The sequence below is a fragment of the Microbacterium sp. genome (assembly GCF_047602155.1).
Taxonomy (GTDB): domain Bacteria; phylum Actinomycetota; class Actinomycetes; order Actinomycetales; family Microbacteriaceae; genus Microbacterium.
Genome location: NZ_JASGHZ010000001.1, coordinates 14,890 through 37,518, shown reverse-complemented (window position 1 = coordinate 37,518; position 22,629 = coordinate 14,890). Strand labels below are relative to the sequence as shown.

Sequence of the window (22,629 nt, the reverse complement as noted above, 5' to 3'; positions counted from 1 at the left end):
GACCCCAGCGTAGTAGGGGCGGGGATGGAATCGGTGACCTTACACGTCGTCGACCAGGCGCAGGCTGCTCGCGAACGGGGCGTCGAGCGGCAGTGGCGGCATGGAATGTCCGTGGCGGCGCATCCTGCGCTCGTGCACGACGTCGCGATAGGAGCGCGTGAGCGCGGAGCGTGAGATGAGTCCGGGCTCTCCACGACTCTAGAACGGTGGTTCCAGCTCGGGGGTGAATCTCACGGTGGCGGGTGGTTTGTCGAGGTAGTGGCGGCCGGTGGGGCTGGTCCATTGCAGGGTGCCGTGGCCGAGTTGTTTCACGTGCCAGGCGGTGTGGTGTTTGGCGGTGTGGTGTCTGCGGCAGAAGTTTGCGAGGTTGTCGGGGTGGGTGGGTCCGCCGATGCTGGCGGGGATGGTGTGGTCTTCGTCGCAGCGGTGTGCGGGGCGGGTGCAGCCGGGGGTGCGGCAGTGTTCGTCGCGGGCGGCGAGGTACCGTTTCAGCTGTGCGGAGGGTTTGTACCGGTCTACCGCGAGCGGGAGTCCGGTGTGGGGGTGGGTGAACACGCGGTCCCAGCCGGGGGCGAGTCCGGCTAGTTGTCGGGCGAGGTGGGGGTGGATGGGCCCGTATCCGGCCAGGAGAGCGGGTTCGCTGGTGGGGTCACCGGCGAGGGTGAGGGCGGGGATGGTGATCTGGATGGTGCCGGTGATGCCGGCGAGGGTGCCGTCTGTTCCGCCGTGGGCGGTGGGTGCGCCGGTGAGCAGCAGGTCGGCGAGAAGGTCGGCGCGCAGCTGGTTGATCGTCCGCGGGTCGATGCCGGGTTTCGGGTTCGCGGCGCGGCCGGGGCGTGTTGTGAAGACGGTCCGGTCTCGGGCGTCACGGTCGGAGCCGTGGTTGCCCGCGTCGCTTCGCGTGGTGTCGTCGTTGGTCGTTTTCGCTGCGGCGTGGGCTTGTGTGGTGAGGCGGTCGAAGATCGCGTGTGCGAGGGGTGCGGGCAGGTCTGCGATCAGCCGGGACATGCCGTCGGCGAGGTCGCACAGCCGGATTCCGCGGTCTTCGGCGGCGATGGTCGCGTTGTCGGTGAACGCGTCTGGGCATATGGTCGCGGCGATCGCGCGCGCGGCGTGCAGCATCCGTGACGGCGATTCCGTCTCGGCGACGGCCAGCACGAGCTCCTCATAGCGGGCACGGTCGGCCTCATCGTTCAGGGCGGCGCCGGCGTGCACGATTCCCCACGCATGGCCCGCGTCGATCCGCCCGACACCGAACGCGGCGAACGCGGCCGGGTATGCCGTGACCAGCTGGTGGGCGTCACTGATGCGGGACTGCACGGTGCGATCGCCGACGCGCATCGCCATCCCGAGTTCGAGGGCGACTTCCCGCAGCGGGAGATCCGCCTCCGACACGCGCGGCATCCGCCCGGCCGCCAGTGCCTCCTGCCGGCGCAGCGCGACCCGGTCGGCGATCACATCGACCGCTTCGGCCAGCACCGCGGCCTCGGCCGCCTGCGCGGCCGCGACCTGCGCCCGGGCGGCAAGCAACCGGATGACCAGGTCATCCAGCACCGGCCACCCCGACACCGGCGAAAACACCGCATCAGCAGACATGAAGACACTCCCGTGATGAGCAACGAAAACCAGACTCTTCGCTACGGAGCAGAACGCTCCCGCCTCACCCGAGGCCACCCGTAAGGGACTTCACTCCCTACCAGCAGAATAGAATATAAAACCGAAAGAAGCAAGAAGAAAATCGAACAAATCACTTCCGATAATTCGCTGTTGAACAGAAAGAAAAAGAGGTCAGGTCAGAGGGCCGATCGAAGCGGTGATCGACGCTAGCCGTGTGAGAAACCCCGCCGCGCGCGCCACGACGAGGAGCGCGGCCTTTTCGGTTGCGTAGCGCGGGCGACGGCGGCGCGGCACCCGCGTGCACGGGGAGCGGGCTGGCAGGATGCCGTCATGCGGATACTTGTCACAGGCCCCGCGGGGTCGGGAACGGCGCTGATCGGCGCGGCGCTGGCCGCACGGCTGCACGGGCGCTTCGTGGACGGCGCCGAGCTGCGCGAGGCGCCGCGGCGCGTGCGCGATCCGCTGCTCGTCGAGGCCGAGGGCAGGGCCGCGCAGGCGCGGTGGCTGGATGCCGTGGCGGTCGCGCTTGCGGCGGGCACGGCCACGGTCGTGGCATCGCCGCTGCTGACCCGCCCGGAGCGCGACCGGCTGCGGCAGGCGGTCGCCGGACTTCACGTCGTGGAGCTGGTCGCCGACTCGCAGACCGCGACGCGCACGCGCCGGCTGACCAGGCGGCAGCGGCGTCGCCTCGCGGCCGCCCCGCCCGCGCCGGTCGACGAGCCGCTCACCGCCGACGAGCGTGGCGTGCGCATCGCCGACGATGCCGACCTGGAGTCGATCGTCGCGCGCATCGACGGCGCCCTGCGGGGCGCTCAGTCCTTGCGGTAGCCCGAGCGGCCCAGCGACCACAGTGCGGCGAACGCGCCGACCGTCGCGCCGAGGGTCATCAGGCCGATGAACCAGAAGATCGCGTGCGACATGAAGCCGTATTCCATGGGTCCTCCCGGGTTCGATGGCGTCGTCGCGGCCGCCAAGACCGGTGCGCGCCGGACGATGTCTTCATCGTAGCGGGGTCGCTGGTAGACTGGGGGAACCTCGGCGAGGGATGCGCGCATCCGTGATCGACGCGGTGATGCGAGCACAGCGAACCCCGGTTCGGTTCTCCTCACGCGCGGGCGTTCGAGTCGAGACCACAGACCCACAGGGCCCGCCCCGCAGACAACCCAGGGCGCACGCCCACAAGGAGAACCATCATGTCGACCGAGACCGACACCAAGGTCATCGCCGAGCTTCGCGAGAACTTCGGCAAGGGCTTCGCGCGCCGCCTGCGCGCCGCCGGCCAGATCCCCGCCGTCATCTACGGCCACGGCACCGACCCGGTGCACGTCGCGCTGCCGGGCCACCAGGTCGGCCTGCTCATCCGCCGCGCCAACGCGGTGCTCGAGCTCGAGGTCGCCGGCAAGCAGCAGCTGACCCTCGTCAAGGACGTGCAGAAGGATCCGGTGCACCAGATCATCGAGCACATCGACCTGCTCGTCGTGAAGAAGGGCGAGAAGATCCACGTCGACGTTCCCGTCGTCGTCGTGGGGGAGTCGTTCGCCGGCACCATCGTCAACCTCGACAACGCGACGGTGTCGCTCGAGGTCGAGGCCACGCACATCCCGGAGAGCGTGGAGGTCGACGTCGAGGGTCTCGAAGAGGGCACGCATATCACCGCCGCCGACCTGAAGCTGCCCCAGGGTGCGAGCCTCGTGACCGAGGGTGAGACTCTCATCGTCGCGATCGCGGTGCCCGCCGCCGCGCACGCCGAGGGCGACGCCGAGGACGGTGCGTCGGCCGCCGACGAGGCCGCCGCAGAGTAAGCGTCACACGCCGCACGCAGCCCGCCCCCCATACTGGGGAGGCGGGCTGCGTCGATTTCATCGAGGGGGAGCACATGGCCGAGACCTGGCTGGTAGCGGGACTGGGCAACCCGGGCCCGCGCTACGAGAACACGCGGCACAACGTCGGCCAGATGGTGATCGCGGAACTCGCCGCCCGGCGCTCCGAGACCCTGCGCTCCCACCGGGCGAACGCGCGGGTGGCGGAGACCTGGCTGCGCCCCGGCGGGGCCAAGCTCGTGCTGGCGACGCCGAACTCGTACATGAACGTGTCCGGGGGGCCGGTGTCGCAGCTGGCGCGATTCTACGACGTGCCGGCCGAGCGGGTCGTGCTCGTGCACGACGAGCTCGACATCCCGTTCGACACGATCAAGCTCAAGACGGGCGGGGGGCACGGCGGACACAACGGCATCCGTGACGTGGCGAAGGCGCTCGGCACCGCCGACTTCCCGCGCGTGCGCGTGGGCATCGGCCGCCCGCCCGGGCGGCAGGATCCGGCCGACTGGGTGCTCGATCCCTTTTCGGCGACCGAGCGCGCGCACCTGCCGCTGTTGGTGGCGGACGCGGCGGATGCCGTCGAGCTTCTCGTCGGCGAGGGTCTGCTCGCCGCGCAGCAGAAGCATCACGCCCCGCGGGAGTGAGCTCGGCTGAGCCCGCTCTAGACGAACGAGCCGGCGGCGCCGGCGCCCACCGCCACGACGACGACGACGAAGAAGACGACCGGGCCGAGCACGGCGACGACGACCGCGCCGATGCCCTGACCCCGGCCGCGACGCGTGCCGATCGCGATGGCGCCCTGCACGAGGGCCCACAGGCCCAGGACGGTGCCGACCCAGAAGGAGATCTCGGCCATCAGCACCCAGCCCCGCACGGGGGAGTAGATCGACAGGTCGGCCGATTCGAGGCTCTGGAGGTCGGAGAGCGCCGGCCCCACGCCGGTGCCGATCGCGACGCCGGCGACCGCCGCCCCGATGGCCGATGCCACGACGGCGACGATCGCGACGATGAGCGCGACGAGGCCGAGCGTCTTGGCCTGCCCGGGCTGGGCGGGCGCCTGCGGGGATGCCGGCTGCGTGGGCGCCTGCGCCGCGTAGGCGGGCGGGGCGTAGGCGCCGGGCTGGGCGTACACCGGCGGCTGCGCGGGCTGGGCGTACACCGGCGGCTGCGGCGGGGCATACGCGGGTTGCTGATACGGCGGCGGGGTCGACGGCGTGTTCTCGCTCACCTGCCCATCCTGGCAGACGGGCCGCTGCGAACTAGACTCGTGCGGTGACAGTTTCCGGGATCGTGCGCGCCCTCGCGCGGGTGGATGCCGTCCGCGACGCCGCCGACGCCGCCCGCGTCGACACCGACTTCTCCCTGGTCGCCGGGCTCGATGCGCCCCTGCTCGCCACCCTCCTCGATCGGCGCACGGCGGCCGGCAGACCCGCCGCGCTGCTCTCGATCGCGCCCACCGGGCGGCGCGCCGAGGCGCTCGGCGCCGCGCTGCAGAGCCTCATCCCGGATGCCGTTGTGCGGCACTTCCCGGCCTGGGAGACGCTGCCGCACGAGCGCCTCAGCCCGTCGGCCGAGACGGTGGGGCGCCGGCTGTCGGTGCTGCACGAGGTGGCGGCGTGGGAGCGCGCCGGTGCCCCGCGCCCGCTGGTCGTGACGGCGTCGGTGCGCAGCGCCCTCCAGCCGGTCGCCGCCGGACTCACCGAGGTCGGCGTCGTCGAACTGGTCGTCTCCGCGCGCGGGCATGACCTCGACGCCGTCGCACGGCGCCTCGTCGAGCTCGCCTATCACCGCGTCGACATGGTGTCGCGGCGCGGGGAGTTCGCGGTGCGCGGCGGCATCCTCGACGTCTTCCCGCCGACGGCCCCGCACCCGTACCGCGTCGAGTTCTTCGGCGACGAGGTCGAGCAGATCCGCGCGTTCTCGGTCGCCGACCAGCGTTCCCTCCCCGGCGAGGTGACGGAGGTGACGCTGCTGCCGAGCCGCGAGCTGCTGCTGACCCCCGCCGTCCGCGAGCGCGCCGCGGGGCTGCGCGACCGGTTCCCCGGGCTCGGTGGGATGCTGGAGAAGATGAGCGAGGGCATCCCCGTCGAGGGGATGGAGTCGCTTCTGCCGGCCGTCGCCGATGCCGTCGTGCCGCTGGTGGACTACCTGCCGCGCGGCACCGCGACCGCCCTCGTCGACCCCGAGCGGGCCGTCACCCGCGCCGTGACGCTCGGCGAGACCAACCGCGAGTTCCTCGAGGCCGCGTGGAGCGCCGCGGTCGCGGGCGCAGACACGCCCGTCGATCTCGGCGCGGGCGACTTCCTCACCCTGCCCGAGCTGCGCGAGGCGACCGCCGCGCGGGGCGGCGTGTGGTGGACGTTCAGCAGTTTTGATTCCGGAGCCACGGATGCCGCGGCCGACGGGCTGGACTCCGACGGCACGGCCGTGCGGGTGGCGGCATCACCGGTGCCGTCGTTCCACGGCAACGTCGACGGCGCGACGGCGCACGTCGGCGAGCTGGTCGCGGCGGGGTGGCGCGTGGTGGTGGCGGCATCCGGGGTGGGGCTCGTGGAACGCACCCGCGACGTGCTCGCCGAGCGCGGCATCGCCGCGCGCACCGTCGACACGCTCGACGAGATCCCGGATGCCGGGGTGGTCACCGCCGTCGTCGCGACGCTGGAGAGCGGTTTCGAGCTGGCCGGCCTCGCGGTGCTCACCGAGAGCGAGTTCTACGGCCGCACGATCGGTGCCGACGGCCGTGTCGTCAAGAAGCTCGCGTCGCGGCGCCGCAACGTCGTCGACCCGCTGCAGCTGAAGGCGGGCGACATCGTCGTGCACTCCACGCACGGCATCGGCAGGTTCGTCGAACTCGTGCAGCGCGAGGTCTCCAGCGGCGGCCGGGGCGCCATCAAGACGACGCGCGAGTACCTCGTCCTGGAGTACGCGCCGTCCAAGCGCGGCCACCCCGGCGACAAGCTGTACGTCCCCACCGACCAGCTCGACCTCCTCAGCCGCTACGTCGGCGGGGAGGCGCCGGCGCTGTCGAAGATGGGCGGCAGCGACTGGGCGGCGGCGAAGGGCAAGGCGCGCAAGGCCGTGCGCGACATCGCCGTCGAGCTCGTCAAGCTCTACTCGGCGCGCATGGCGGCGAAGGGCTACGCGTTCGGCCCGGACACGCCGTGGCAGCGCGAGCTCGAAGAGGCGTTCCCGTTCGCCGAGACGCCCGACCAGTTGCAGACGATCGACGAGATCAAGGCCGACATGGAGCGGCCGATCCCGATGGACCGGCTGCTCTCCGGCGACGTCGGCTTCGGCAAGACCGAGGTCGCCGTACGTGCGGCGTTCAAGGCGATCCAGGACGGCAAGCAGGTCGCGATGCTCGTGCCGACGACCCTGCTCGTCAAACAGCACTTCGACACGTTCACCGAGCGGTTCGCGGGCTTCCCCGTGAAGGTGCGGCCGCTGTCGCGGTTCCAGACCGACAAGGAGGCCCGCGACACCGTCGCGGGGCTCGCCGACGGCACCGTGGACCTCGTCATCGGCACCCACCGCATCCTCACCGAGAAGATCGCGTTCAAGGATCTCGGGCTCATGATCATCGACGAGGAGCAGCGTTTCGGCGTCGAGCACAAGGACGCGCTGAAGAAGCTGAAGACGAACGTCGACATCCTCGCGATGAGCGCGACCCCCATCCCGCGGACGCTGGAGATGGCGGTCACCGGCATCCGGGAGATGTCGACCCTGGCCACTCCGCCCGAAGACCGGCATCCGATCCTGTCGTACGTCGGTGCGCGATCCGACAAGCAGATCGCGGCCGCGATCCGGCGGGAACTGCTGCGCGAGGGCCAGGTGTTCTACGTGCACAACCGCGTGCAGTCGATCCAGCGCGTCGCCGCACACCTGGCCGAGCTTGTCCCCGAGGCGCGCATCGTCGTCGCGCACGGCCAGATGGGGGAGCACGCGCTGGAGCAGGTCGTCGACGACTTCTGGGAGCGCCGCGCCGACGTGCTCGTGTCGACGACGATCATCGAGACGGGCCTGGACATCTCCAACGCCAACACGATCATCATCGACCGCGCCGACAAGTACGGCCTGTCGCAGCTGCACCAGCTGCGCGGGCGCGTCGGGCGCGGGCGCGAGCGGGCGTACGCGTACTTCCTCTACGACGAGTCGAAGCCGCTGTCGGAGACCGCCGCCGACCGGCTGGAGACCATCGCCGTCAACAACGACCTCGGATCGGGCATGCAGGTCGCCCTGAAGGATCTGGAGCTGCGCGGCGCGGGCAACCTCCTGGGCGCCGAGCAGGCCGGCCACATCGCGGGGGTCGGCTTCGACCTGTACCTGCGGATGATCGGCGAGGCCGTCGCGGCGTTCCGCGGCGACGAGGTCGCGGGGCCGGCCGAGCTGCGCCTCGAGCTGCCCGTCGACGCGCGGCTGCCGGAGAGCTACATCGACAGCGAGCGCCTACGGCTCGAGGCCTACCAGAAGCTGTCGGCCGCGGCATCCGTCACCGCGGCGCCCGCCGCACCCGGAGCGCCCGATGCGATCGACCTCGTCGCCGACGAACTGCGCGACCGCTACGGCGCCCCGCCCGCCGAGGTCGAGGGCCTGTTCCGCATCGCCCGGCTGCGTCGCCGCGCCGCGCAGTCGCAGCTCACCGACGTCGTCGCGATGGGGCCGAACCTGCGGGTCGCCCCCGCGCACCTGCCCGATTCGCTGCGCGTGCGGCTGCAGCGCCTGCACCCGAAGGCGAAGGTGCTCGCCGGGGGCGAGGCGATGATCGTGCCCCTGCCGACCGGCGGCGAGCCGCTCGCCGACGCCGACCTCGTCGCCTGGACGGCGCAGCTGCTCGACCAGCTCTTCCCGCTGCCGGTTACCGAGCCGACCGGCGCGTGAGCGCCGCGCGGAACCTCTTGCGACGGCCGCACGCGCGCGGCAGTGTGGCACCATGCAGTTCGAGCATCTCGGCGCGAGCCCCCGCATCCATCCCGACGCCGTCGTCGCCCCGACGGCGGTGATCTCCGGCGATGTCACGATCGGCGCGGGATGCCACGTGCTGCACGGCGCCGTCCTCACCGCCGAGGGCGGCCCGGTCGTCCTCGGCGCGCACGTCATCGTCATGGAGAACGCGCTCGTGCGGGCGACGTCGGCCAACGCCGTGCGCATCGGCGATCACACGCTGATCGGCACCTTCGCGAGCATCGCGGGCGCGACGCTCGGCGACGAGGTGTTCCTCGCCTCGGGGGCGCGCGTGTTCAACGGCGCCCGCGTGGGGCGGCGCTGCGAGGTGCGCATCAACGCGATCGTGCACCGGCAGACCGTGCTGCCCGAGGGCACCGTCGTGCCGATCGGCTGGGTCGCCGTCGGCGACCCCGTGCAGTTGCTCTCGTCCGACCAGCACGAGCAGATCGGCGCCGCCCAGCCCGAACTCGACTTCCCCGGCTACGTCTTCGGGGTCGACCGCGACACGCCCGACCTCATGGTGCAGCTCACCGAGCGGTATGCGTCCTCGCTCGCCCGCCACGCCGCCGACCGCCGCCTGGACTGACCCTCACCCGGTGTTCTGCAGCCCCGCCGACACCCCCGACACCGACAGCAGCAGCAACTGCTGCCACGGGGCGGGGCCTCGGTCGCGTCGCCCGTGCGCAGCGCCCGCAGGGCCCGCAGCTGCAGGAGCGAGAGGGCGTCGACGTAGGGACTGCGCATCGTGACGGCGCGCTGCAGGACGGGCTTGTTCGCCAGCAGCGCCCCGCCGCCGGTGATGCGGATGACCCACTCGGCCGTCAGGCGCAGCTCGTCGAGGACGAGGTCGGCGAGGTCGGCGCGGTCGCCGAGGTCGAGGTACTGGCGCGCGATGCGCTCGTCGGCCTTCGCCAGGCTCATCCCGACGTTGTCGATGACCGTCCGCAGCAGCGGCCACTCGTGGTAGGCCCGGCGCAGCAGCTCCTCGTCGCCGACCGCCTCGAGCGCAGAGCCCAGCCCGAACCAGCCGGCCAGGTTGATGCGCGCCTGCGACCAGGCGAACACCCACGGGATCGCGCGCAGGTCGGCCAGCGACTCCACCGACAGTCCGCGCCGGGCGGGTCGGGAGCCGAGCGCGAGCAGGCCGATCTCCTCCATGGGCGTGACGGTCGCAAACCACGACGCGAACCCGTCGGCCTTCACGAGGGAGAAGAACCGGTCGCGGGAGGCGGCATCCATCGTGCGTGCGATCTCGGCGTAGCGGGCGGCCGCGTCGCGGTTGCGCTGCTCGATCGAGGGGGCCGAGGCCAGGAGCGCCGCCGCCGCGACCTGGTCGATGTGCCGCATCGCGATGGCCGGGTCGCCGTAGCGGGCGAAGATGACCTCGCCCTGCTCGGTGAGCTTGAACCGCCCATCGACGGAGTGCGGCGGCTGCGCGAGGATCGCCGAATTCGCAGGGCCCCCGCCGCGCCCGAGCGCGCCACCGCGACCGTGGAAGAGCGTGAGCCGGATGCCGGCCCCCTCCGCCCACGCCGTGATCAGCGCCTGCGCCTCGTACAGCGCGAGGTTGGCGGCGACGGGCCCGACGTCCTTCGACGAGTCGGAGTAGCCGAGCATGACCTCCAGATGCCGGCCGGTCTCCTCCAGGCGCGCGGCGAAGGCCGGGTGCTCCACGATCTCGGCGAGGATGCCGGGGGCCGCCTGCAGGTCGGCGAACGTCTCGAACAGGGGGATCACGTCGAGCACCGGGGCCGTGCCGCCCGGCCCGACGGCCAGGCGCGCCAGCTCGTGCACGGCGGCGAGGTCGGCCGCCGACTGCGTGAACGAGACGATGTAGCGCCCCGCCGCGCGCGGCCCGTAGCGGTGCTGGATCTGCGCGATCGTGCGGAAGACCTCGAGCACCTCCTCGGACTGGCTGCTGAGGGGACTGTGCAGGGCGCCGGAGGCCGCCTCGGCGAGCACCCGCGCGTGCACGGCGGAGTGCTGCCGCACCTCGAGCTCGGCGAGGTGGAAGCCGAACGTCTCCACCTGCCACAGCAGCTGCTGCAGGTGCCCGTACGCCTGGCGCGGCGCACCGGCGGCGACGAGCGACTCCTGCACGGTGCGTAGTTCGCCCAGCAGCACCTCGGGGTCGCGGTACGCGAGATCGGCGTCGCGGCGGCGGGTCGCGACGATGCGGCGTGCGATCAGCAGCATCGCGCGCTTGTGCGGTTCGGACGGCGCGCGCTTGGCGGCGTCGGCGGCGCCGTCTTCGTCGGCGTCCGACAGTCGCTGCAGCAGGCCCACCAGCGCGTTGCTCGGGGGCGTCGTGTCGGCCGCGACCGTGAGCGTCTTGGCGATGCGCTGCGCGGAGTGCTCCAGCCCGAGCAGGATGTGCTCGGCCGCGATGCCGGCCGCCTTCTTGGTGACCGCCGCCGTGACGAAGGGGTTTCCGTCGCGGTCGCCGCCGACCCAGGTGCCCAGGCGCACGAACGGCCGCACGATCGGTGCGCGGCTGCCCGCGGCGGCGCCCTGCAGCGCGTCGTCGACGCGGCGGTAGACGTGCGGCGTGGCCGTGTACAGCGTCTCGTCGAACACCGCCATGATGGCGCGCACCTCGTCGACGGGTGTCGGCTTCTCGGCGCGCAGCGGCGCGGTACGCCACAGGGTGTCGACCTCCTCCAGCATCCGGCGCTGCGCGCGGCGTTCGTCGGCGCCGCCGTGCAGCGATGCGTCGTACTCCGAGAGCAGCTTCGCGAGGCGACGGATGCTGGTGGACACCGCGCGGCGCCGCGCCTCGGTCGGGTGCGCCGTGAAGACGGGGTGGAAGCGCAGGCCCTGCAGCCGTTCGAGCGCGGCCTCGTCGCCGACCTCGGCGGCCAGGTGCACGAACGCGGCGGCCACCGAATCGGCGGCATCCTCCCGGTCGGGCCGGCCGTCGCGCGCGCGCAGCGCGCGCACCCGCTGGTGCTCCTCGGCGAGGTTGACGAGGTGGAAGTACACCGTGAACGCCCGGGCGACCTCGTCGGCGCGCGCCACCGAGAACGACTGCGCGATCGCCGCGGCCCGCTCGAACCCTTCCGGCGAGGCGTCGGAGCGGGCGGCGATGGTGGCCTGGCGCAGCCGCTCGACGTCTTCGAACAGGCCGGGGGATCCGCTCTCGCGCAGCACCTGGCCGAGGAGCGAGCCGAGCATCCGCACGTCGGCGCGCAGGCGCTCGGGCAGATCCTGCTCGGCCTCGTCGCGACCGACGAGACTGATGGCTTCGGTGCGGGGCTGTTCGGGCATCCCTCCACGCTAATGGCCCCGTGTGACGATGCGGTTACGCGTTACGATGCCGGGGTGACGCCCGATCCCGACTCCCTGCGCCAGGCGGCGCAGGCGATGCGCGCCGTGCGCGAGCGCTGCGTGTGGTCGCAGCGCATCACTCATCGCGACCTCGTCCCGTACCTCATCGAGGAGAGCGCCGAGCTGATCGACGCCGTCGAAGCCGGCACCCGCGCCGATCTGCGGGAGGAGCTCGGCGACCTGCTGTGGCAGGTGCTGTTCCACGCGGCGATCGCCGCGCAGGATGCCGACGACCCGTTCGACATCGACGACGTCGCCCGCGGGCTCACCGAGAAGATGGTGCGCCGGCACCCGCACGTGTTCGCGGATGCCGTCGCGACGACTCCGGAAGAGGTTCTCGTCCACTGGAACGCGGCGAAGGCAGCCGAGAAGCACGAGCGCCGGTCGGTGCTCGATGGCATCTCGCACCACATGCCTGCCCTCGCCCTCGCCCAGAAGCTCCTCGCCAAGGCCGCCGTGCGCGGAGTCACCCCGGGCGCCGCCGCCCCGGCGCCGGAGACCGAGGCCGAGCTCGGCGACGCGCTGCTGGGGCTCGTCGCCGTGGCGCGGGAGCGCGGGTGGGACGCGGAGCGCGCGCTGCGCGAACGGCTCCGGATGCTGGAGGGGGAGATCCGCGCGGCGGAACTGGAACAATAGCCGGGTGGCATCTGTGAACCCGCCGCGCGGCATGCGCGACTTCCTCCCCGCCGACAAGGCCCGCCGCGAGCGCGTGCTCGCCGTCATCCGCGAGCGTTACCGCGCGCACGGCTTCGACGAGATCGAGACCCCCGTGATGGAGGACTACGAGCGCCTGCACTCAGGGCTCGGCGGCGACAACGAGAAGCTCGCCTTCGCCGTCCTCAAGCGCGGGATGGATGCCGCGGCCATCGCCGCCGCGGGCGACCCCGCGCAGCTGGCCGATCTCGGCCTGCGCTACGACCTCACGGTGCCGCTCGCGCGTTTCTACGCGACGCACCGCGCCGAGCTGCCGACAGTGTTCCGCTCGATCCAGATCGCGCCGGTGTGGCGGGCCGAGCGCCCGCAGAAGGGCCGCTACCGCCAGTTCGTGCAGTGCGACATCGACATCATCGGCGACGCCACCGGCCGCGCCGAGGCCGAGCTCGTCACCGCCACCCTCGACACGCTCGATGCCCTGGGGCTCGAGGGCGGCACGATCCGCATCAACGACCGCCGCGCGCTGGAGTGGATGCTGGAGCAGTTCGGCTTCGCGCAGGGCGAGCGCCCCGGCGTGCTCATCACGATCGACAAGCTCGACAAGCTCGGCCCCGCCGGCGTCACCGCCGAACTGCGCGAGCGGGGCGCCACCTCGGCCGCGGTCGACGCCTTCGAGGCGTTCCTGCGCCGCCCCCAGACGATGGAGTATCACCCGTACGGCGAGCGCCAGATCCGCAAGGCGCTGCCGGCGGGGGCGCCCGACGAGGTCGTCGGAAGCCTCGTCGCGATCGGCGACGCCGTCGGTGCCGCTCGTGCCGGCGCCGCGCCGCGGCCGGGCGGCATCCCACTGGTCTTCGACCCCTTCCTCGTGCGCGGGATGGGCTACTACACCGGCACGATCTTCGAGCTCGCGCACCCGAGCGTCGACTACTCGCTCGGCGGCGGCGGCCGCTACGACGGCATGATCGGTCGCTTCCTCGGCCAGGACGTTCCGGCGGTCGGTTTCTCGCTCGGGTTCGAGCGCATCGTCGATCTCGTGTCTGCGGGGGAGGATGCGCAGGTCTGCGCGGTCGTCCTCGTGCACGACCGCGACGTGCCCGTCGCCGAACTCGTCGCCCTCAAGGCCGCGCTCGTCGCAGACGGTGCCCGCGTGCGTCTGGAGCAGCGCACCAAGAACCTCACGGCGCTGCTGGGCCGCGCCGCCGCCGACGGCTACACGGCTTTCGCCACGGTCTCCGCCGGCCACACCCCCGCATCCCTCGATCTGAAGCCCCTGTCCTGACCCCCACCCCCGCCGCGCACTCCTTGCGAGACAGCATCCGTGCACCGAAACAGCGGTTGCGCGCTGCAGTCTCGGTGCACCGATGCGGTCTCGCCGGGTGGGGCGGGGGGATGGGGGTGGGGGTGTGGGGGCGCGCGTCAGTTGGGTGCCCAGTCGGCGGTGGTGATGGAGATCTCGCCGGCCATGTCCTGGAGGAACCGGATGACGGTCTCCCGTTCCGGGCCCGTCAGGCGGGCCGCCGCGTGCAGGCGCTTGGCGTGCTGCTTTCCGACAGTGCGCTTGGCGGATGCCTCGGTCTCGGGCGTGATCTCGATGGCGAACGCGCGGCGGTCGGTGGGATGCAGGCGGCGAACGACGTGGCCCCCACGTTCCAGGCGGTTCAGCAGCTTCGTGGTCGAGGCGGCCGAGATCTTCAGGAATGCGGCGATCATGCCGGGCGTGACGAGCTCTCCACGGGCCTTTGCGATGATCAGGTAGTGGAGGGCGCGCATGTCCTGTCGGCTGAGCTTCATGTACTTCTCCGAGGCCTCCATGATGGCCTGCTCGGTTTCTCGCAGGTCTGCGAGCGCCCTCATCAGCCGGGTGATCTGAGCGATCTCTGCCGCCGAGAGGTCAGGAACCTGGATGAGGTCGCGGGCGGGATGCCCGGAGCCGAGGTCGTAGAGGCTCTCCGCGATCGGGTCGTGAATCGACCGAGGGCCCTGCTCGTGCATGAGAGCCATCGTAGGGCGATCGGCGCCAAGGCGTAAATAATCAACCGGAGGTTAATATATCGCCTCAGACATAGTAGCTTGGGTGAAGATGCGAGCGGGTGGAGGAGACGATGACGATCACGGCCGATGCGCAACCCCCAGCCGGGCGAGGGGGTCGCCTCCGGTGGCTGCGGGTTGCGATCCCTGCGCTGATCATCCTGGTGTGGCTGGTGGCGGCAGCCGTCGGCGGCCCCTACTTCGGCAAGGTGGACGAGGTCTCCTCGAACGACCAGACGTCCTACCTTCCCGCCTCCGCAGACGCTACCCGCGTGCAGGAGAGCCTGGCCGAGTTCCGGGGGACCGATGCCATTCCCGCAGTCGTCGTGCTCGTCGGCGCGGACAAGGCGACCGAGGATGAGATCGAGGCGCTGGGCGACGCGGTGGCCGCGCTCTCCGATCTTCCCGGCGTATCCGCCGGCATCTCACCCCTCATCCCCTCGGAAGACGGCTACGCGTTCGAAGTGTTCGTCCCGATCGACGCGGATGCCGAGATCGGAGAGGTCGCCGCCGCGGTCGGCGAGCAGCTTCGCGCCGATGCTCCCGCGGGATTCACCGTCTACGTCACGGGACCGGCCGGTTTCACCGCCGATCTCATCGACGCCTTCTCCGGGATCGACGGGCTCCTGCTCGGCGTCGCGCTGCTCGCCGTGTTCATCATCCTCGTGCTCGTCTACCGTTCGCTGCTGCTGCCCGTCGCCGTCCTCTCGACCAGCCTGTTCGCCCTCACCGTCGCCCTGCTCGTCGTGTGGTGGCTCGCGAAGGCGGGGGTGATCATGCTGAGCGGGCAGACCCAGGGCATCCTGTTCATCCTCGTCATCGGAGCCGCGACCGACTACTCGCTGCTCTACGTCTCCCGCTACCGTGAAGCCCTCCGCGTCCAGCAGGACAAATGGGCCGCCAGCGCAGCGGCGCTGCGCGGTTCGTTCGAGCCGATCCTCGCCTCCGGCGGCACGGTCATCGTCGGCCTGCTGTGCTTGCTGCTCAGCGACCTCAAGTCCAACAGCGCGCTCGGACCCGTCGCCGCCATCGGCATCGTGTTCGCCATGCTCTGCGCGCTGACGCTGCTGCCCGCCATCCTCTTCGCCTTCGGACGGACAGCATTCTGGCCCCGGCGCCCCCGGTTCGAGCCCGAGGTCGTCGCCGCCGAGGGGGGAGTGCCCGCCCGCGGGCTCTGGCGAAAAGTCGGTTCCCTCGTCCGCCGCCACCCCCGTGCGGTCTGGGCCTGCACCTCTCTGGTGCTGATCGTCGGGGCGTTCGGGGTCACTCAGCTGCGCGCCGAGGGCGTGGCGCAGTCCGACCTCGTGCTGACGGCATCCGAAGCGCGGGCAGGCCAGGATGCTCTCGGTGAGCACTTCCCCGCAGGCTCGGGCAGCCCGGTGTACGTGCTGACGCCGCACAGTGCGCTCCAGCAGACCGCCGACACGCTGCTGGACACCTCGGGCATCGACGACGTCGCCGTGCTCAGCACGGATGCGGCGTCGGGGTCGGCGCCCGTCACGGCCGCCGGGATCACCCCGTCGGGCACGTCGACGCCCACTCCGACGGTGGTCGACGGGAAGGTGCTGCTGCAGGCCACCCTGAACGACGCCGCCGATTCGGATGCCGCCGAAAGCGTCGTGCGGCAGGTGCGCGCTCAGCTCGCCGACAACGGCGACGGCGCGCTCGTCGGAGGGGTCACCGCGACCGCCATCGACACCAACGATGCCTCGATTCACGATCGTGCCCTCATCATCCCGATCGTGCTCGTCGTGATCCTCATCATCCTGATGATCTTGCTGCGTGCCGTCGTCGCGCCGATCCTCCTGATCCTCACCACCGTGCTCTCCTTCGGCACCGCGCTCGGCGTCTCCGCCCTCGTGTTCAACCACGTTCTTCAGCTTCCCGGAGCCGATCCGGCCGTTCCGCTCTACGGCTTCGTGTTCCTCGTCGCGCTCGGGATCGACTACAATATCTTCCTCGCCACTCGCGTGCGTGAGGAGGCGCGCGTCCACGGCGCACGCGAGGGCGTGATCCGCGGGCTTGCCGTCACGGGAGGCGTCATCACCTCCGCGGGTCTCGTGCTCGCCGCCACCTTCGCCGCCCTGGCGGTCATCCCGATCCTGTTCCTCGTACAGATCGCGTTCATCGTCGCCTTCGGCGTGCTCCTGGACACCTTCCTGGTGCGCGCCCTCCTCGTGCCCGCACTCTTCTACGACATCGGCCGGACGATCTGGTGGCCGTCGCAGCTCGGCCGCCGGGACGCGATCGAGACCCGACCCGGGGGGAGGCCAGACTGAAGCCCTCGTGGGTCGCCTAGACTGAGGCGGTGACCCGTCGTCGAACCAGCCCCGCGCGCCCGTTCTGGTCGGCAGCGGTCGTCGTCGTCCTCGCCGCCGGAGTCGCCGCGTGGATCACGACGCGGCCGGGCCTCGCGGGCACGTCGGTGCTGGCGGTGTGGGGCGCGTGGGCGGTACTTGCACTGCTCTGCACGCGGTGGGCGTTTCGCCCCCGGCGCCGACCCACGGCGCGGACGGTCCCATCGACCACCGACGAGCTCGCGGCTCGAGAAATCGAACGCCCCGGACGCGGCGGCCTGCGCATCACGTATCGTCCGCGGCGCAACGGCGCACCCGATGGCGGCGAGATCGTGTGGGCGTGGGTGCCCTACGCCGACGACCCGAGCCAAGGAAAAGATCGGCCTCTGCTCGTGATCGGCGAACAGGACGGCCGGCACGTCTTCGCGCTCAAGCTGACGAGCAGGTCTCGAGAGGGCTACCGAGACCACGTCGGCATCGGGTCCGGGCCGTGGGACGCGCGGGGACGGCCGTCGTGGATCGACATCGACCAGCTCTACAGCGTCCACCGCTACGGAATCCGTCGCGAGGCCGCGGCGCTGGATCACGACCGCTTCCTCCACGTGGCCGCGGCCCTGCAGAAGCGGCACGGCTGGATTCTGGAGCCGTGACGGAATCTAGACAGTCTAGACAGAGCTGGGTAGTCTGTCAGCATGACGACGTGGCAGGTGCAGACGGCGAAGCAGCGCTTCAGTGAAGTGCTGCGTGCCGCGCAGTCCGGCGAGGCGCAGTTCATCACGAAGCACGGCGAGCCGGTGGCGGTGATCGTCGACATCGCGGAATATCGACGGACTCATCGTGAGCCGGCCTCGCTGGCCGAGTACCTGCTGACCGCGCCGAAGGTGGACATCGACCTCGACATTCCGCCGCGCGTGGTGGATGAAGCGTCGGAGCGTCGAATCGACGACCTCGTGCGCATGTGGACCGAAGACGAGTGACCGTATACCTGCTCGACACCAACGTCGTCTCTGAGTCCTTCAAGCGGCGACCCGACGACAACGTCATGCGGTGGATGGCGCAGGGGTTCGACTGTCGCTTGAGCGTGCTGACTATCGGAGAGCTTCGGCGCGGCGCGGCTCGTCTCCGTGCCCGCGAACCAGCCAGGGCCGCTGAGATCGAAACCTGGATCGACGGCGTCGAGGAGCGTTTCGCCCATGATCTGCTCCCGATCGACCGCACCGTCGTTCATGCCTGGGCCACGCTTCCCGCAACGCGCACACTCCCGCCGATCGACTCGCTGATCGCGGCGACCGCGGCAGCCCACGGACTCACCGTCGTGACCCGCAACGTCCGGGACTTCTCCGACAGCGATGTCGACGTCGTCGACCCGTTCGAGTTCACGGGTTGACGGATGCCGCCGCCGGGTCGAGCCTGAGACCATGACCGATCCGACACCCGAGGCGTGGCGGGCCGTCGACCGCTACTTCGCCGACACTCTCGTCGGGCACGACGAGAACCTGGCGGCGGCGGTTGCCGACCAGCAGTCCGCAGGGCTCCCGGCGATCGAGGTCGCGCCGGTCAGCGGCAAGCTCCTGCACCTGCTGGCCCGCATCAGCGGCGCGCGGCGTGTGCTGGAGGTCGGCACCCTCGGCGGCTACTCGACGATCTGGCTGGCACGCGGCATCCCGAGCGGCGGCCTCGTCGTGTCGATCGAAGCCGAGCCCGCGCACGCCGCGATCGCCCGCGCCAGCATCGACCGCGCCGGGGTGGGGGACAAGGTCGACATCCGCGTCGGGCGCGGCGCCGACGTGCTGCCGACCCTGCGGGACGACGAGCCGTTCGACCTGGTCTTCATCGACGCCGACAAGGAATCCAACACGATCTACCTCGACTGGGCGGCCCGCCTCGGACGCGAAGGCACGGTCATCGTCGTCGACAACGTGGGCCGCGGCGGCCGCGTCGCCGACCCGCACACCGGCAGCAGCCAGGTCGACGGCACGCGCGCGGGACTGCGGATGCTGGGGAGGACCCCCGGTTCGACGCCACGGCGCTGCAGACCCTCGACGCGAAGGGCTGGGACGGCGTCGCGCTCGCCGTCGTCGTGCGACCCGGGCCTCGGAGCGCCGACGCGCGCTGAACTCAGGCCAAACTCGCGCCGCGACCTGTGCCCGCGGCATCCGCTTCACTATGCTCGAAGACGTCGGACCGACGAAGCTCCGAGATCCATCCTCCACAAGCAAGGAGTCCCCTGTGGCACTGATCGAGGCTGTAGGCGCACGCGAGATCCTGGATTCGCGTGGCAACCCGACCGTCGAGGTGGAGGTGCTGCTCGACGACGGCATCGTCCAGCGTGCGGCCGTCCCCTCCGGCGCATCCACCGGCGCGTTCGAGGCGTACGAGCTGCGCGACGGCGACAAGAGCCGGTACGGCGGCAAGGGCGTGCTCAAGGCGGTGGCCGCCGTCATCGACGAGCTCGGCCCCGCGATCGAGGGCGTCGACGCGAGCGAGCAGCGCATCGTCGACGAGATCCTCATCGAGACCGACGGCACCGAGAACAAGTCGCGCACCGGCGCGAACGCGATCCTCGGGGTGAGCCTCGCGGTCGCGAAGGCCGCCGCCGACAGCGCCGACCTGCCGCTGTTCCGCTACCTCGGCGGCCCGAACGCGCACGTGCTGCCCGTTCCGCTGTTCAACGTCATCAACGGCGGCGAGCACGCCGACAACGGCATCGACTTCCAGGAGTACTTCCTCGCGCCCATCGGCGCCGAGACGTACGCCGAGTCGCTGCGCTGGGGTACCGAGGTGTACCACGTGCTCAAGGGCGAACTGAAGTCCGCCGGCTTCGCGACCGGTCTCGGCGACGAGGGCGGGTTCGCCCCCGACCTGCCGAGCAACCGCGAGGGCCTCGACTTCCTCATCCAGGCGATCGAGAAGGCCGGCTTCACGCCCGGTCGCGATGTCGCGGTGGGCCTGGACGTCGCCGCGACCGAGTTCTTCGCAGACGGCGTCTACACCGTCGAGGGCCAGGCGTGGTCGGCCGAGAAGCTGACCGACTACTTCGCCGACCTCGTCGCGAACTACCCGATCGTCACGATCGAAGACGCGCTCGCCGAAGACGACTGGGATGCCTGGAAGGCCCTCACCGACGCCATCGGCTCGAAGGTGCAGCTCGTCGGCGACGACCTGTTCGTCACCAACCCGGTGCGCCTGCAGAAGGGCATCGACCTCGGTGTCGCCAACGCGCTGCTGGTGAAGGTCAACCAGATCGGCACGCTCTCGGAGACCCTCGACGCGATCGCGCTGGCGACCCAGAACGGCTACCGGTCGATGCTGTCGCACCGTTCGGGCGAGACCGAGGACACGACGATCGCCGACCTCGCCGTCGCCGTCAACGCCGGCCAGATCAAGACCGGCGCGCCCGCCCGCAGCGAGCGCGTCGCGAAGTACAACCAGCTGCTGCGCATCGAGGAAGAGCTCGGCGACGCCGCGGTCTTCGCCGGGCGCGGCGCGTTCCCGCGTTTCACAGGCTGAGCCACGTACGCTTGAGCCTATGACGAGAGAGGGAGCCGCGCGCGACGCGCCGGCTCCCTCTTCCGCGCGTACGCAGAAGACGCGTACGCGCGGCTCCGTCGACGTACGGGAATGGGCCGGCGGCATCCGCTTCTCGGCATTCACCGCGATCATGCTCTCGCTCGTCGTGCTGGCGGTGTTCGTCCTCGTGCCGACCGTGGGCACCTATCTCGATCAGCGTCAGCAGCTCGCCGCCCTTGCGCATTCGGTGCAGGTCACGACGGACGAGGTCGCGGCGCTGCAGCAGGAGAAGGATCGCTGGGCCGACCCCGCCTATGTCACCTCGCAGGCCCGGGCCCGCCTGTACTACGTCGTGCCGGGCGAGGTCGTGTACCTCGTCGACAACGACCTGCCGGACACCGCGATCCCGGAGGAGCTGGCCGCCGTCAGTGACGACGTCGTGCTCACCCACGTCGACTGGATGGCCCAGTTCGTCCGCTCGGTCGCCGCCGCGGGCCTGGCGCAGACCGCGACGGCGCCGACCGGCTGAGGCGGCCGTCGCACTGCCGCCGGCATCCGCGGGTAGCCTTGACGGATGCCGCACCCTGAGCTCACGCCCGCCACCGCGGCCGACCTCGACGTCATGCGTGCGCAGCTGGGCCGGCCGATGCGCGGGGTCGTCGGCATCGCTGCGCGGTGCGTCTGCGGCAACCCGACGGTGGTGGCCACCGAGCCGCGGCTGCCCGACGGCACGCCGTTTCCGACGTTCTACTACCTGACCCATCCCGGCGCGACGGCGGCGATGTCGGCCCTGGAGGCGACGCAGGTCATGCGCGAGTTCGCGGCGCTCCTGGATGCCGACGCGGCCATCGCCGACGCGTACCGTGCCGCGCACGACGCGTATCTGTCCGATCGTGCCGTGTACGGCGAGGTGCCCGAGATCGAGGGTGTCTCGGTCGGGGGCATGCCGACGCGCGTCAAGTGCCTGCACGCGCTCGCGGGGCATGCGCTGGCCGCCGGCCCCGGCGTCAACCCCCTCGGCGATCTCGCGCTCGCACGCGCCGACTGGTCGCCGCAGCGCTGCACGTGCGACCAGCCGCGGACGGGTGCCCGATGACGGCGCGGATCGTGCGGGGATTCGCCGCGCTGGTCGCAGCCACCGCCGTCGTGCTCGGTGCGACCGGGGCTGCGGCGGTTCCTGCCGCCACCCCGACGCCCACCCCCGAGACCGACCCCGTCCGCAGCGCCCAGTACTGGCTGGACGAGTACGGGGTGCGCACGGCCTGGCAGACGACGCGCGGCGCCGGCACGACCATCGCGATCATCGACACCGGGATCGGCCGGGGACCGGTCGAGTTCACCGGCGCCGTGGCCGGCGGCACCGACTTCTCCGGGGCGGGCTCGTCCGACGGCCGTACGCCGGTCGGTGCCGTCGACGGCAACCACGGCAGCTGGGTCGCCTCGCTCGCCGCCGCGCGCGGCACGGGGGCCGACAGCGGGATGATCGGTGTCGCACCCGAGGCGAGCCTGCTGTCGATCTCGATCGGGTTCGGGGCGGCGTCGTCGGTGCCGTTCGTGGAGCAGGTCGCCGATGCCATGCACTGGGCGGTCGATCACGGGGCCGACGTGATCAACCTGTCGTTCACGACGAACACGCTCACGTGGGACGAGTCCTGGGACGAGGCGTTCGAGTACGCGTTCGACCACGACGTCGTGGTCGTCGTCGCCGCCGGCAACAAGGGCAACGGGACCGAGGAGGTGGGGGCGCCGGCCACGATCCCCGGAGTGCTCACGGTCGCCGGCGTCGACCGCGACGGCGTGGCCAGCCAGCAGGCGTCGACGCAGGGCATCACGATCGGCATCTCGGCGCCCAGCGAACAATTGCTCGGCGTCTCCGCCGACGGCGTCGTCGTCGAGTGGGACGGCACGAGCGGGGCGGCGCCCATCGTGGCGGGCATCGCGGCGCTCGTGCGCTCGGCGCATCCCGAACTCGACGCGAACAACGTGATCAACCGCATCATCCGCACGGCCCGGGCGGCGGCCGCGGCCACGCGCGTCCCCGACGAGACGTACGGCTACGGGCTGATCGACGCCGCAGCCGCCGTGAGCGCCGATGTGGCCCTGGTCGACGAGAATCCGATGGGGAGCCTGGCCGAATGGGTGCGGCTGTACCGCCGCGCCGAGGTCGAGGCCAGCCCCACGCCGACGGTGACCCCGATCGCGCCCGGCGCGCTGCCGCAGGCCGACCCGCCGACCTATCAATCGCCCCTGCTGCCCAGCCTCGATACCCTCCGGTACGGCACCGTGCCACTCGCGGTCGGCACCCTGACGGCTATACTGGTCGCGCTCGGGGTCACTGCAGCCGCCCGGCGCGTCAGATCGGAGCGGGCTCCCCGTGTTCCGAGCCGCTCAACCAAGGAGTCTTTCCACCCGTGACCAGCACCGCGTCAACT

General features: G+C 71.4%; 18 protein-coding genes and 2 pseudogenes. 16 read left to right on the top strand and 4 right to left on the bottom strand.

All coding sequences use genetic code 11. From position 1 onward, the window contains the following. Positions 1-198 precede the first annotated feature (198 nt). Positions 199-1,596, bottom strand: a complete 1,398-nt coding sequence (locus QM720_RS00185) for a DUF222 domain-containing protein (RefSeq protein WP_415123922.1) — start codon at positions 1,594-1,596, stop codon at positions 199-201. A 351-nt stretch (positions 1,597-1,947) separates the two neighbouring features. Here QM720_RS00185 and QM720_RS00180 point away from each other — a divergent pair, with 351 nt between their 5' ends. The 3 genes from QM720_RS00180 to pth all read left to right on the top strand — a co-directional run bounded on the left by QM720_RS00180 (position 1,948) and on the right by pth (position 4,078). After that, complete coding sequence (locus QM720_RS00180; protein ID WP_415123920.1) at positions 1,948-2,445, top strand: AAA family ATPase; 498 nt, start codon at positions 1,948-1,950, stop codon at positions 2,443-2,445. 365 nt (positions 2,446-2,810) lie between these two features. Next, a complete protein-coding gene (locus QM720_RS00175; RefSeq protein WP_415123918.1) occupies positions 2,811-3,419 on the top strand; it encodes a 50S ribosomal protein L25/general stress protein Ctc in 609 nt (202 codons plus the stop codon). 74 nt (positions 3,420-3,493) lie between these two features. Beyond that, positions 3,494-4,078 carry an aminoacyl-tRNA hydrolase gene (gene pth / locus QM720_RS00170; protein ID WP_415123916.1) on the top strand — a complete coding sequence of 195 codons (585 nt, stop codon included), beginning with the start codon at positions 3,494-3,496 and terminating at the stop codon, positions 4,076-4,078. A 17-nt stretch (positions 4,079-4,095) separates the two neighbouring features. Here the strand turns inward: pth and QM720_RS00165 are convergent, their stop codons facing one another. Then, positions 4,096-4,662, bottom strand: coding sequence for a hypothetical protein (locus QM720_RS00165; protein ID WP_415123914.1), 567 nt, complete (start codon positions 4,660-4,662; stop codon positions 4,096-4,098). Between the two features lie 44 nt (positions 4,663-4,706). Here QM720_RS00165 and mfd point away from each other — a divergent pair, with 44 nt between their 5' ends. Further along, positions 4,707-8,312 carry a transcription-repair coupling factor gene (gene mfd / locus QM720_RS00160; protein ID WP_415123912.1) on the top strand — a complete coding sequence of 1,202 codons (3,606 nt, stop codon included), beginning with the start codon at positions 4,707-4,709 and terminating at the stop codon, positions 8,310-8,312. Between the two features lie 52 nt (positions 8,313-8,364). Next, a complete protein-coding gene (locus QM720_RS00155; RefSeq protein WP_415123910.1) occupies positions 8,365-8,964 on the top strand; it encodes a gamma carbonic anhydrase family protein in 600 nt (199 codons plus the stop codon). Positions 8,965-8,967: 3 nt separating this feature from the next. On the opposite strand, the pseudogene QM720_RS00150 reads toward QM720_RS00155, so the two are convergent. After that, positions 8,968-11,645, bottom strand: a pseudogene (locus QM720_RS00150) (phosphoenolpyruvate carboxylase). Between the two features lie 12 nt (positions 11,646-11,657). Between QM720_RS00150 and QM720_RS00145 the strand changes: the two are divergent. Both QM720_RS00145 and QM720_RS00140 read left to right on the top strand, forming a co-directional pair. Next, the gene (locus QM720_RS00145; RefSeq protein WP_415123908.1) at positions 11,658-12,341 is read left to right on the top strand and encodes a MazG nucleotide pyrophosphohydrolase domain-containing protein; all 684 of its coding nucleotides are present in this window, start codon (positions 11,658-11,660) and stop codon (positions 12,339-12,341) included. Between the two features lie 31 nt (positions 12,342-12,372). Then, complete coding sequence (locus QM720_RS00140) at positions 12,373-13,641, top strand: histidine--tRNA ligase (RefSeq protein ID WP_415127749.1); 1,269 nt, start codon at positions 12,373-12,375, stop codon at positions 13,639-13,641. 137 nt (positions 13,642-13,778) lie between these two features. On the opposite strand, the gene QM720_RS00135 is transcribed toward QM720_RS00140, so the two are convergent. Further along, positions 13,779-14,354, bottom strand: a complete 576-nt coding sequence (locus QM720_RS00135) for a MarR family winged helix-turn-helix transcriptional regulator (protein ID WP_415123906.1) — start codon at positions 14,352-14,354, stop codon at positions 13,779-13,781. A 110-nt stretch (positions 14,355-14,464) separates the two neighbouring features. On the opposite strand from QM720_RS00135, the gene QM720_RS00130 reads away from it, so the two are divergent. The 9 genes and pseudogenes from QM720_RS00130 (at position 14,465) to QM720_RS00090 (ending at position 22,612) form a co-directional block, all read left to right on the top strand. After that, positions 14,465-16,669: an MMPL family transporter gene (locus tag QM720_RS00130; RefSeq protein WP_415123904.1), complete on the top strand. Its 2,205-nt coding sequence runs from the start codon at positions 14,465-14,467 to the stop codon at positions 16,667-16,669. Positions 16,670-16,698: 29 nt separating this feature from the next. After that, a complete protein-coding gene (locus QM720_RS00125) occupies positions 16,699-17,337 on the top strand; it encodes a type II toxin-antitoxin system PemK/MazF family toxin (protein ID WP_415123902.1) in 639 nt (212 codons plus the stop codon). Between the two features lie 42 nt (positions 17,338-17,379). After that, positions 17,380-17,664, top strand: a complete 285-nt coding sequence (locus QM720_RS00120) for a type II toxin-antitoxin system Phd/YefM family antitoxin (RefSeq protein ID WP_415123900.1) — start codon at positions 17,380-17,382, stop codon at positions 17,662-17,664. Then, positions 17,661-18,074, top strand: a complete 414-nt coding sequence (locus tag QM720_RS00115) for a type II toxin-antitoxin system VapC family toxin (RefSeq protein WP_415123898.1) — start codon at positions 17,661-17,663, stop codon at positions 18,072-18,074. The genes QM720_RS00120 and QM720_RS00115 overlap by 4 nt, the downstream gene beginning before the upstream one ends. A 31-nt stretch (positions 18,075-18,105) precedes the next feature. Continuing rightward, a pseudogene (locus QM720_RS00110) lies at positions 18,106-18,803 on the top strand (O-methyltransferase). 113 nt (positions 18,804-18,916) lie between these two features. Further along, the gene (gene eno / locus QM720_RS00105) at positions 18,917-20,197 is read left to right on the top strand and encodes a phosphopyruvate hydratase (protein ID WP_415123896.1); all 1,281 of its coding nucleotides are present in this window, start codon (positions 18,917-18,919) and stop codon (positions 20,195-20,197) included. 19 nt (positions 20,198-20,216) lie between these two features. Further along, the gene (locus tag QM720_RS00100) at positions 20,217-20,726 is read left to right on the top strand and encodes a septum formation initiator family protein (protein WP_415123894.1); all 510 of its coding nucleotides are present in this window, start codon (positions 20,217-20,219) and stop codon (positions 20,724-20,726) included. A 45-nt stretch (positions 20,727-20,771) separates the two neighbouring features. Next, the gene (locus tag QM720_RS00095) at positions 20,772-21,293 is read left to right on the top strand and encodes a DUF501 domain-containing protein (RefSeq protein ID WP_415123892.1); all 522 of its coding nucleotides are present in this window, start codon (positions 20,772-20,774) and stop codon (positions 21,291-21,293) included. Beyond that, positions 21,290-22,612: a S8 family serine peptidase gene (locus QM720_RS00090; protein WP_415123890.1), complete on the top strand. Its 1,323-nt coding sequence runs from the start codon at positions 21,290-21,292 to the stop codon at positions 22,610-22,612. The genes QM720_RS00095 and QM720_RS00090 overlap by 4 nt, the downstream gene beginning before the upstream one ends. Positions 22,613-22,629: the final 17 nt, after the last annotated feature.

Coding starts and splice junctions, on each gene's coding strand:
- QM720_RS00185 (WP_415123922.1), bottom strand. CDS start 1,596: ATGTCTGCTGATGCGGTGTTTTCGCCGGTGTCGGGGTGGCCGGTGCTG.
- QM720_RS00180 (WP_415123920.1), top strand. CDS start 1,948: ATGCGGATACTTGTCACAGGCCCCGCGGGGTCGGGAACGGCGCTGATC.
- QM720_RS00175 (WP_415123918.1), top strand. CDS start 2,811: ATGTCGACCGAGACCGACACCAAGGTCATCGCCGAGCTTCGCGAGAAC.
- pth (WP_415123916.1), top strand. CDS start 3,494: ATGGCCGAGACCTGGCTGGTAGCGGGACTGGGCAACCCGGGCCCGCGC.
- QM720_RS00155 (WP_415123910.1), top strand. CDS start 8,365: ATGCAGTTCGAGCATCTCGGCGCGAGCCCCCGCATCCATCCCGACGCC.
- QM720_RS00145 (WP_415123908.1), top strand. CDS start 11,658: ATGGCCCCGTGTGACGATGCGGTTACGCGTTACGATGCCGGGGTGACG.
- QM720_RS00140 (WP_415127749.1), top strand. CDS start 12,373: ATGCGCGACTTCCTCCCCGCCGACAAGGCCCGCCGCGAGCGCGTGCTC.
- QM720_RS00135 (WP_415123906.1), bottom strand. CDS start 14,354: ATGCACGAGCAGGGCCCTCGGTCGATTCACGACCCGATCGCGGAGAGC.
- QM720_RS00130 (WP_415123904.1), top strand. CDS start 14,465: ATGACGATCACGGCCGATGCGCAACCCCCAGCCGGGCGAGGGGGTCGC.
- QM720_RS00120 (WP_415123900.1), top strand. CDS start 17,380: ATGACGACGTGGCAGGTGCAGACGGCGAAGCAGCGCTTCAGTGAAGTG.
- QM720_RS00100 (WP_415123894.1), top strand. CDS start 20,217: ATGACGAGAGAGGGAGCCGCGCGCGACGCGCCGGCTCCCTCTTCCGCG.
- QM720_RS00095 (WP_415123892.1), top strand. CDS start 20,772: ATGCCGCACCCTGAGCTCACGCCCGCCACCGCGGCCGACCTCGACGTC.
- QM720_RS00090 (WP_415123890.1), top strand. CDS start 21,290: ATGACGGCGCGGATCGTGCGGGGATTCGCCGCGCTGGTCGCAGCCACC.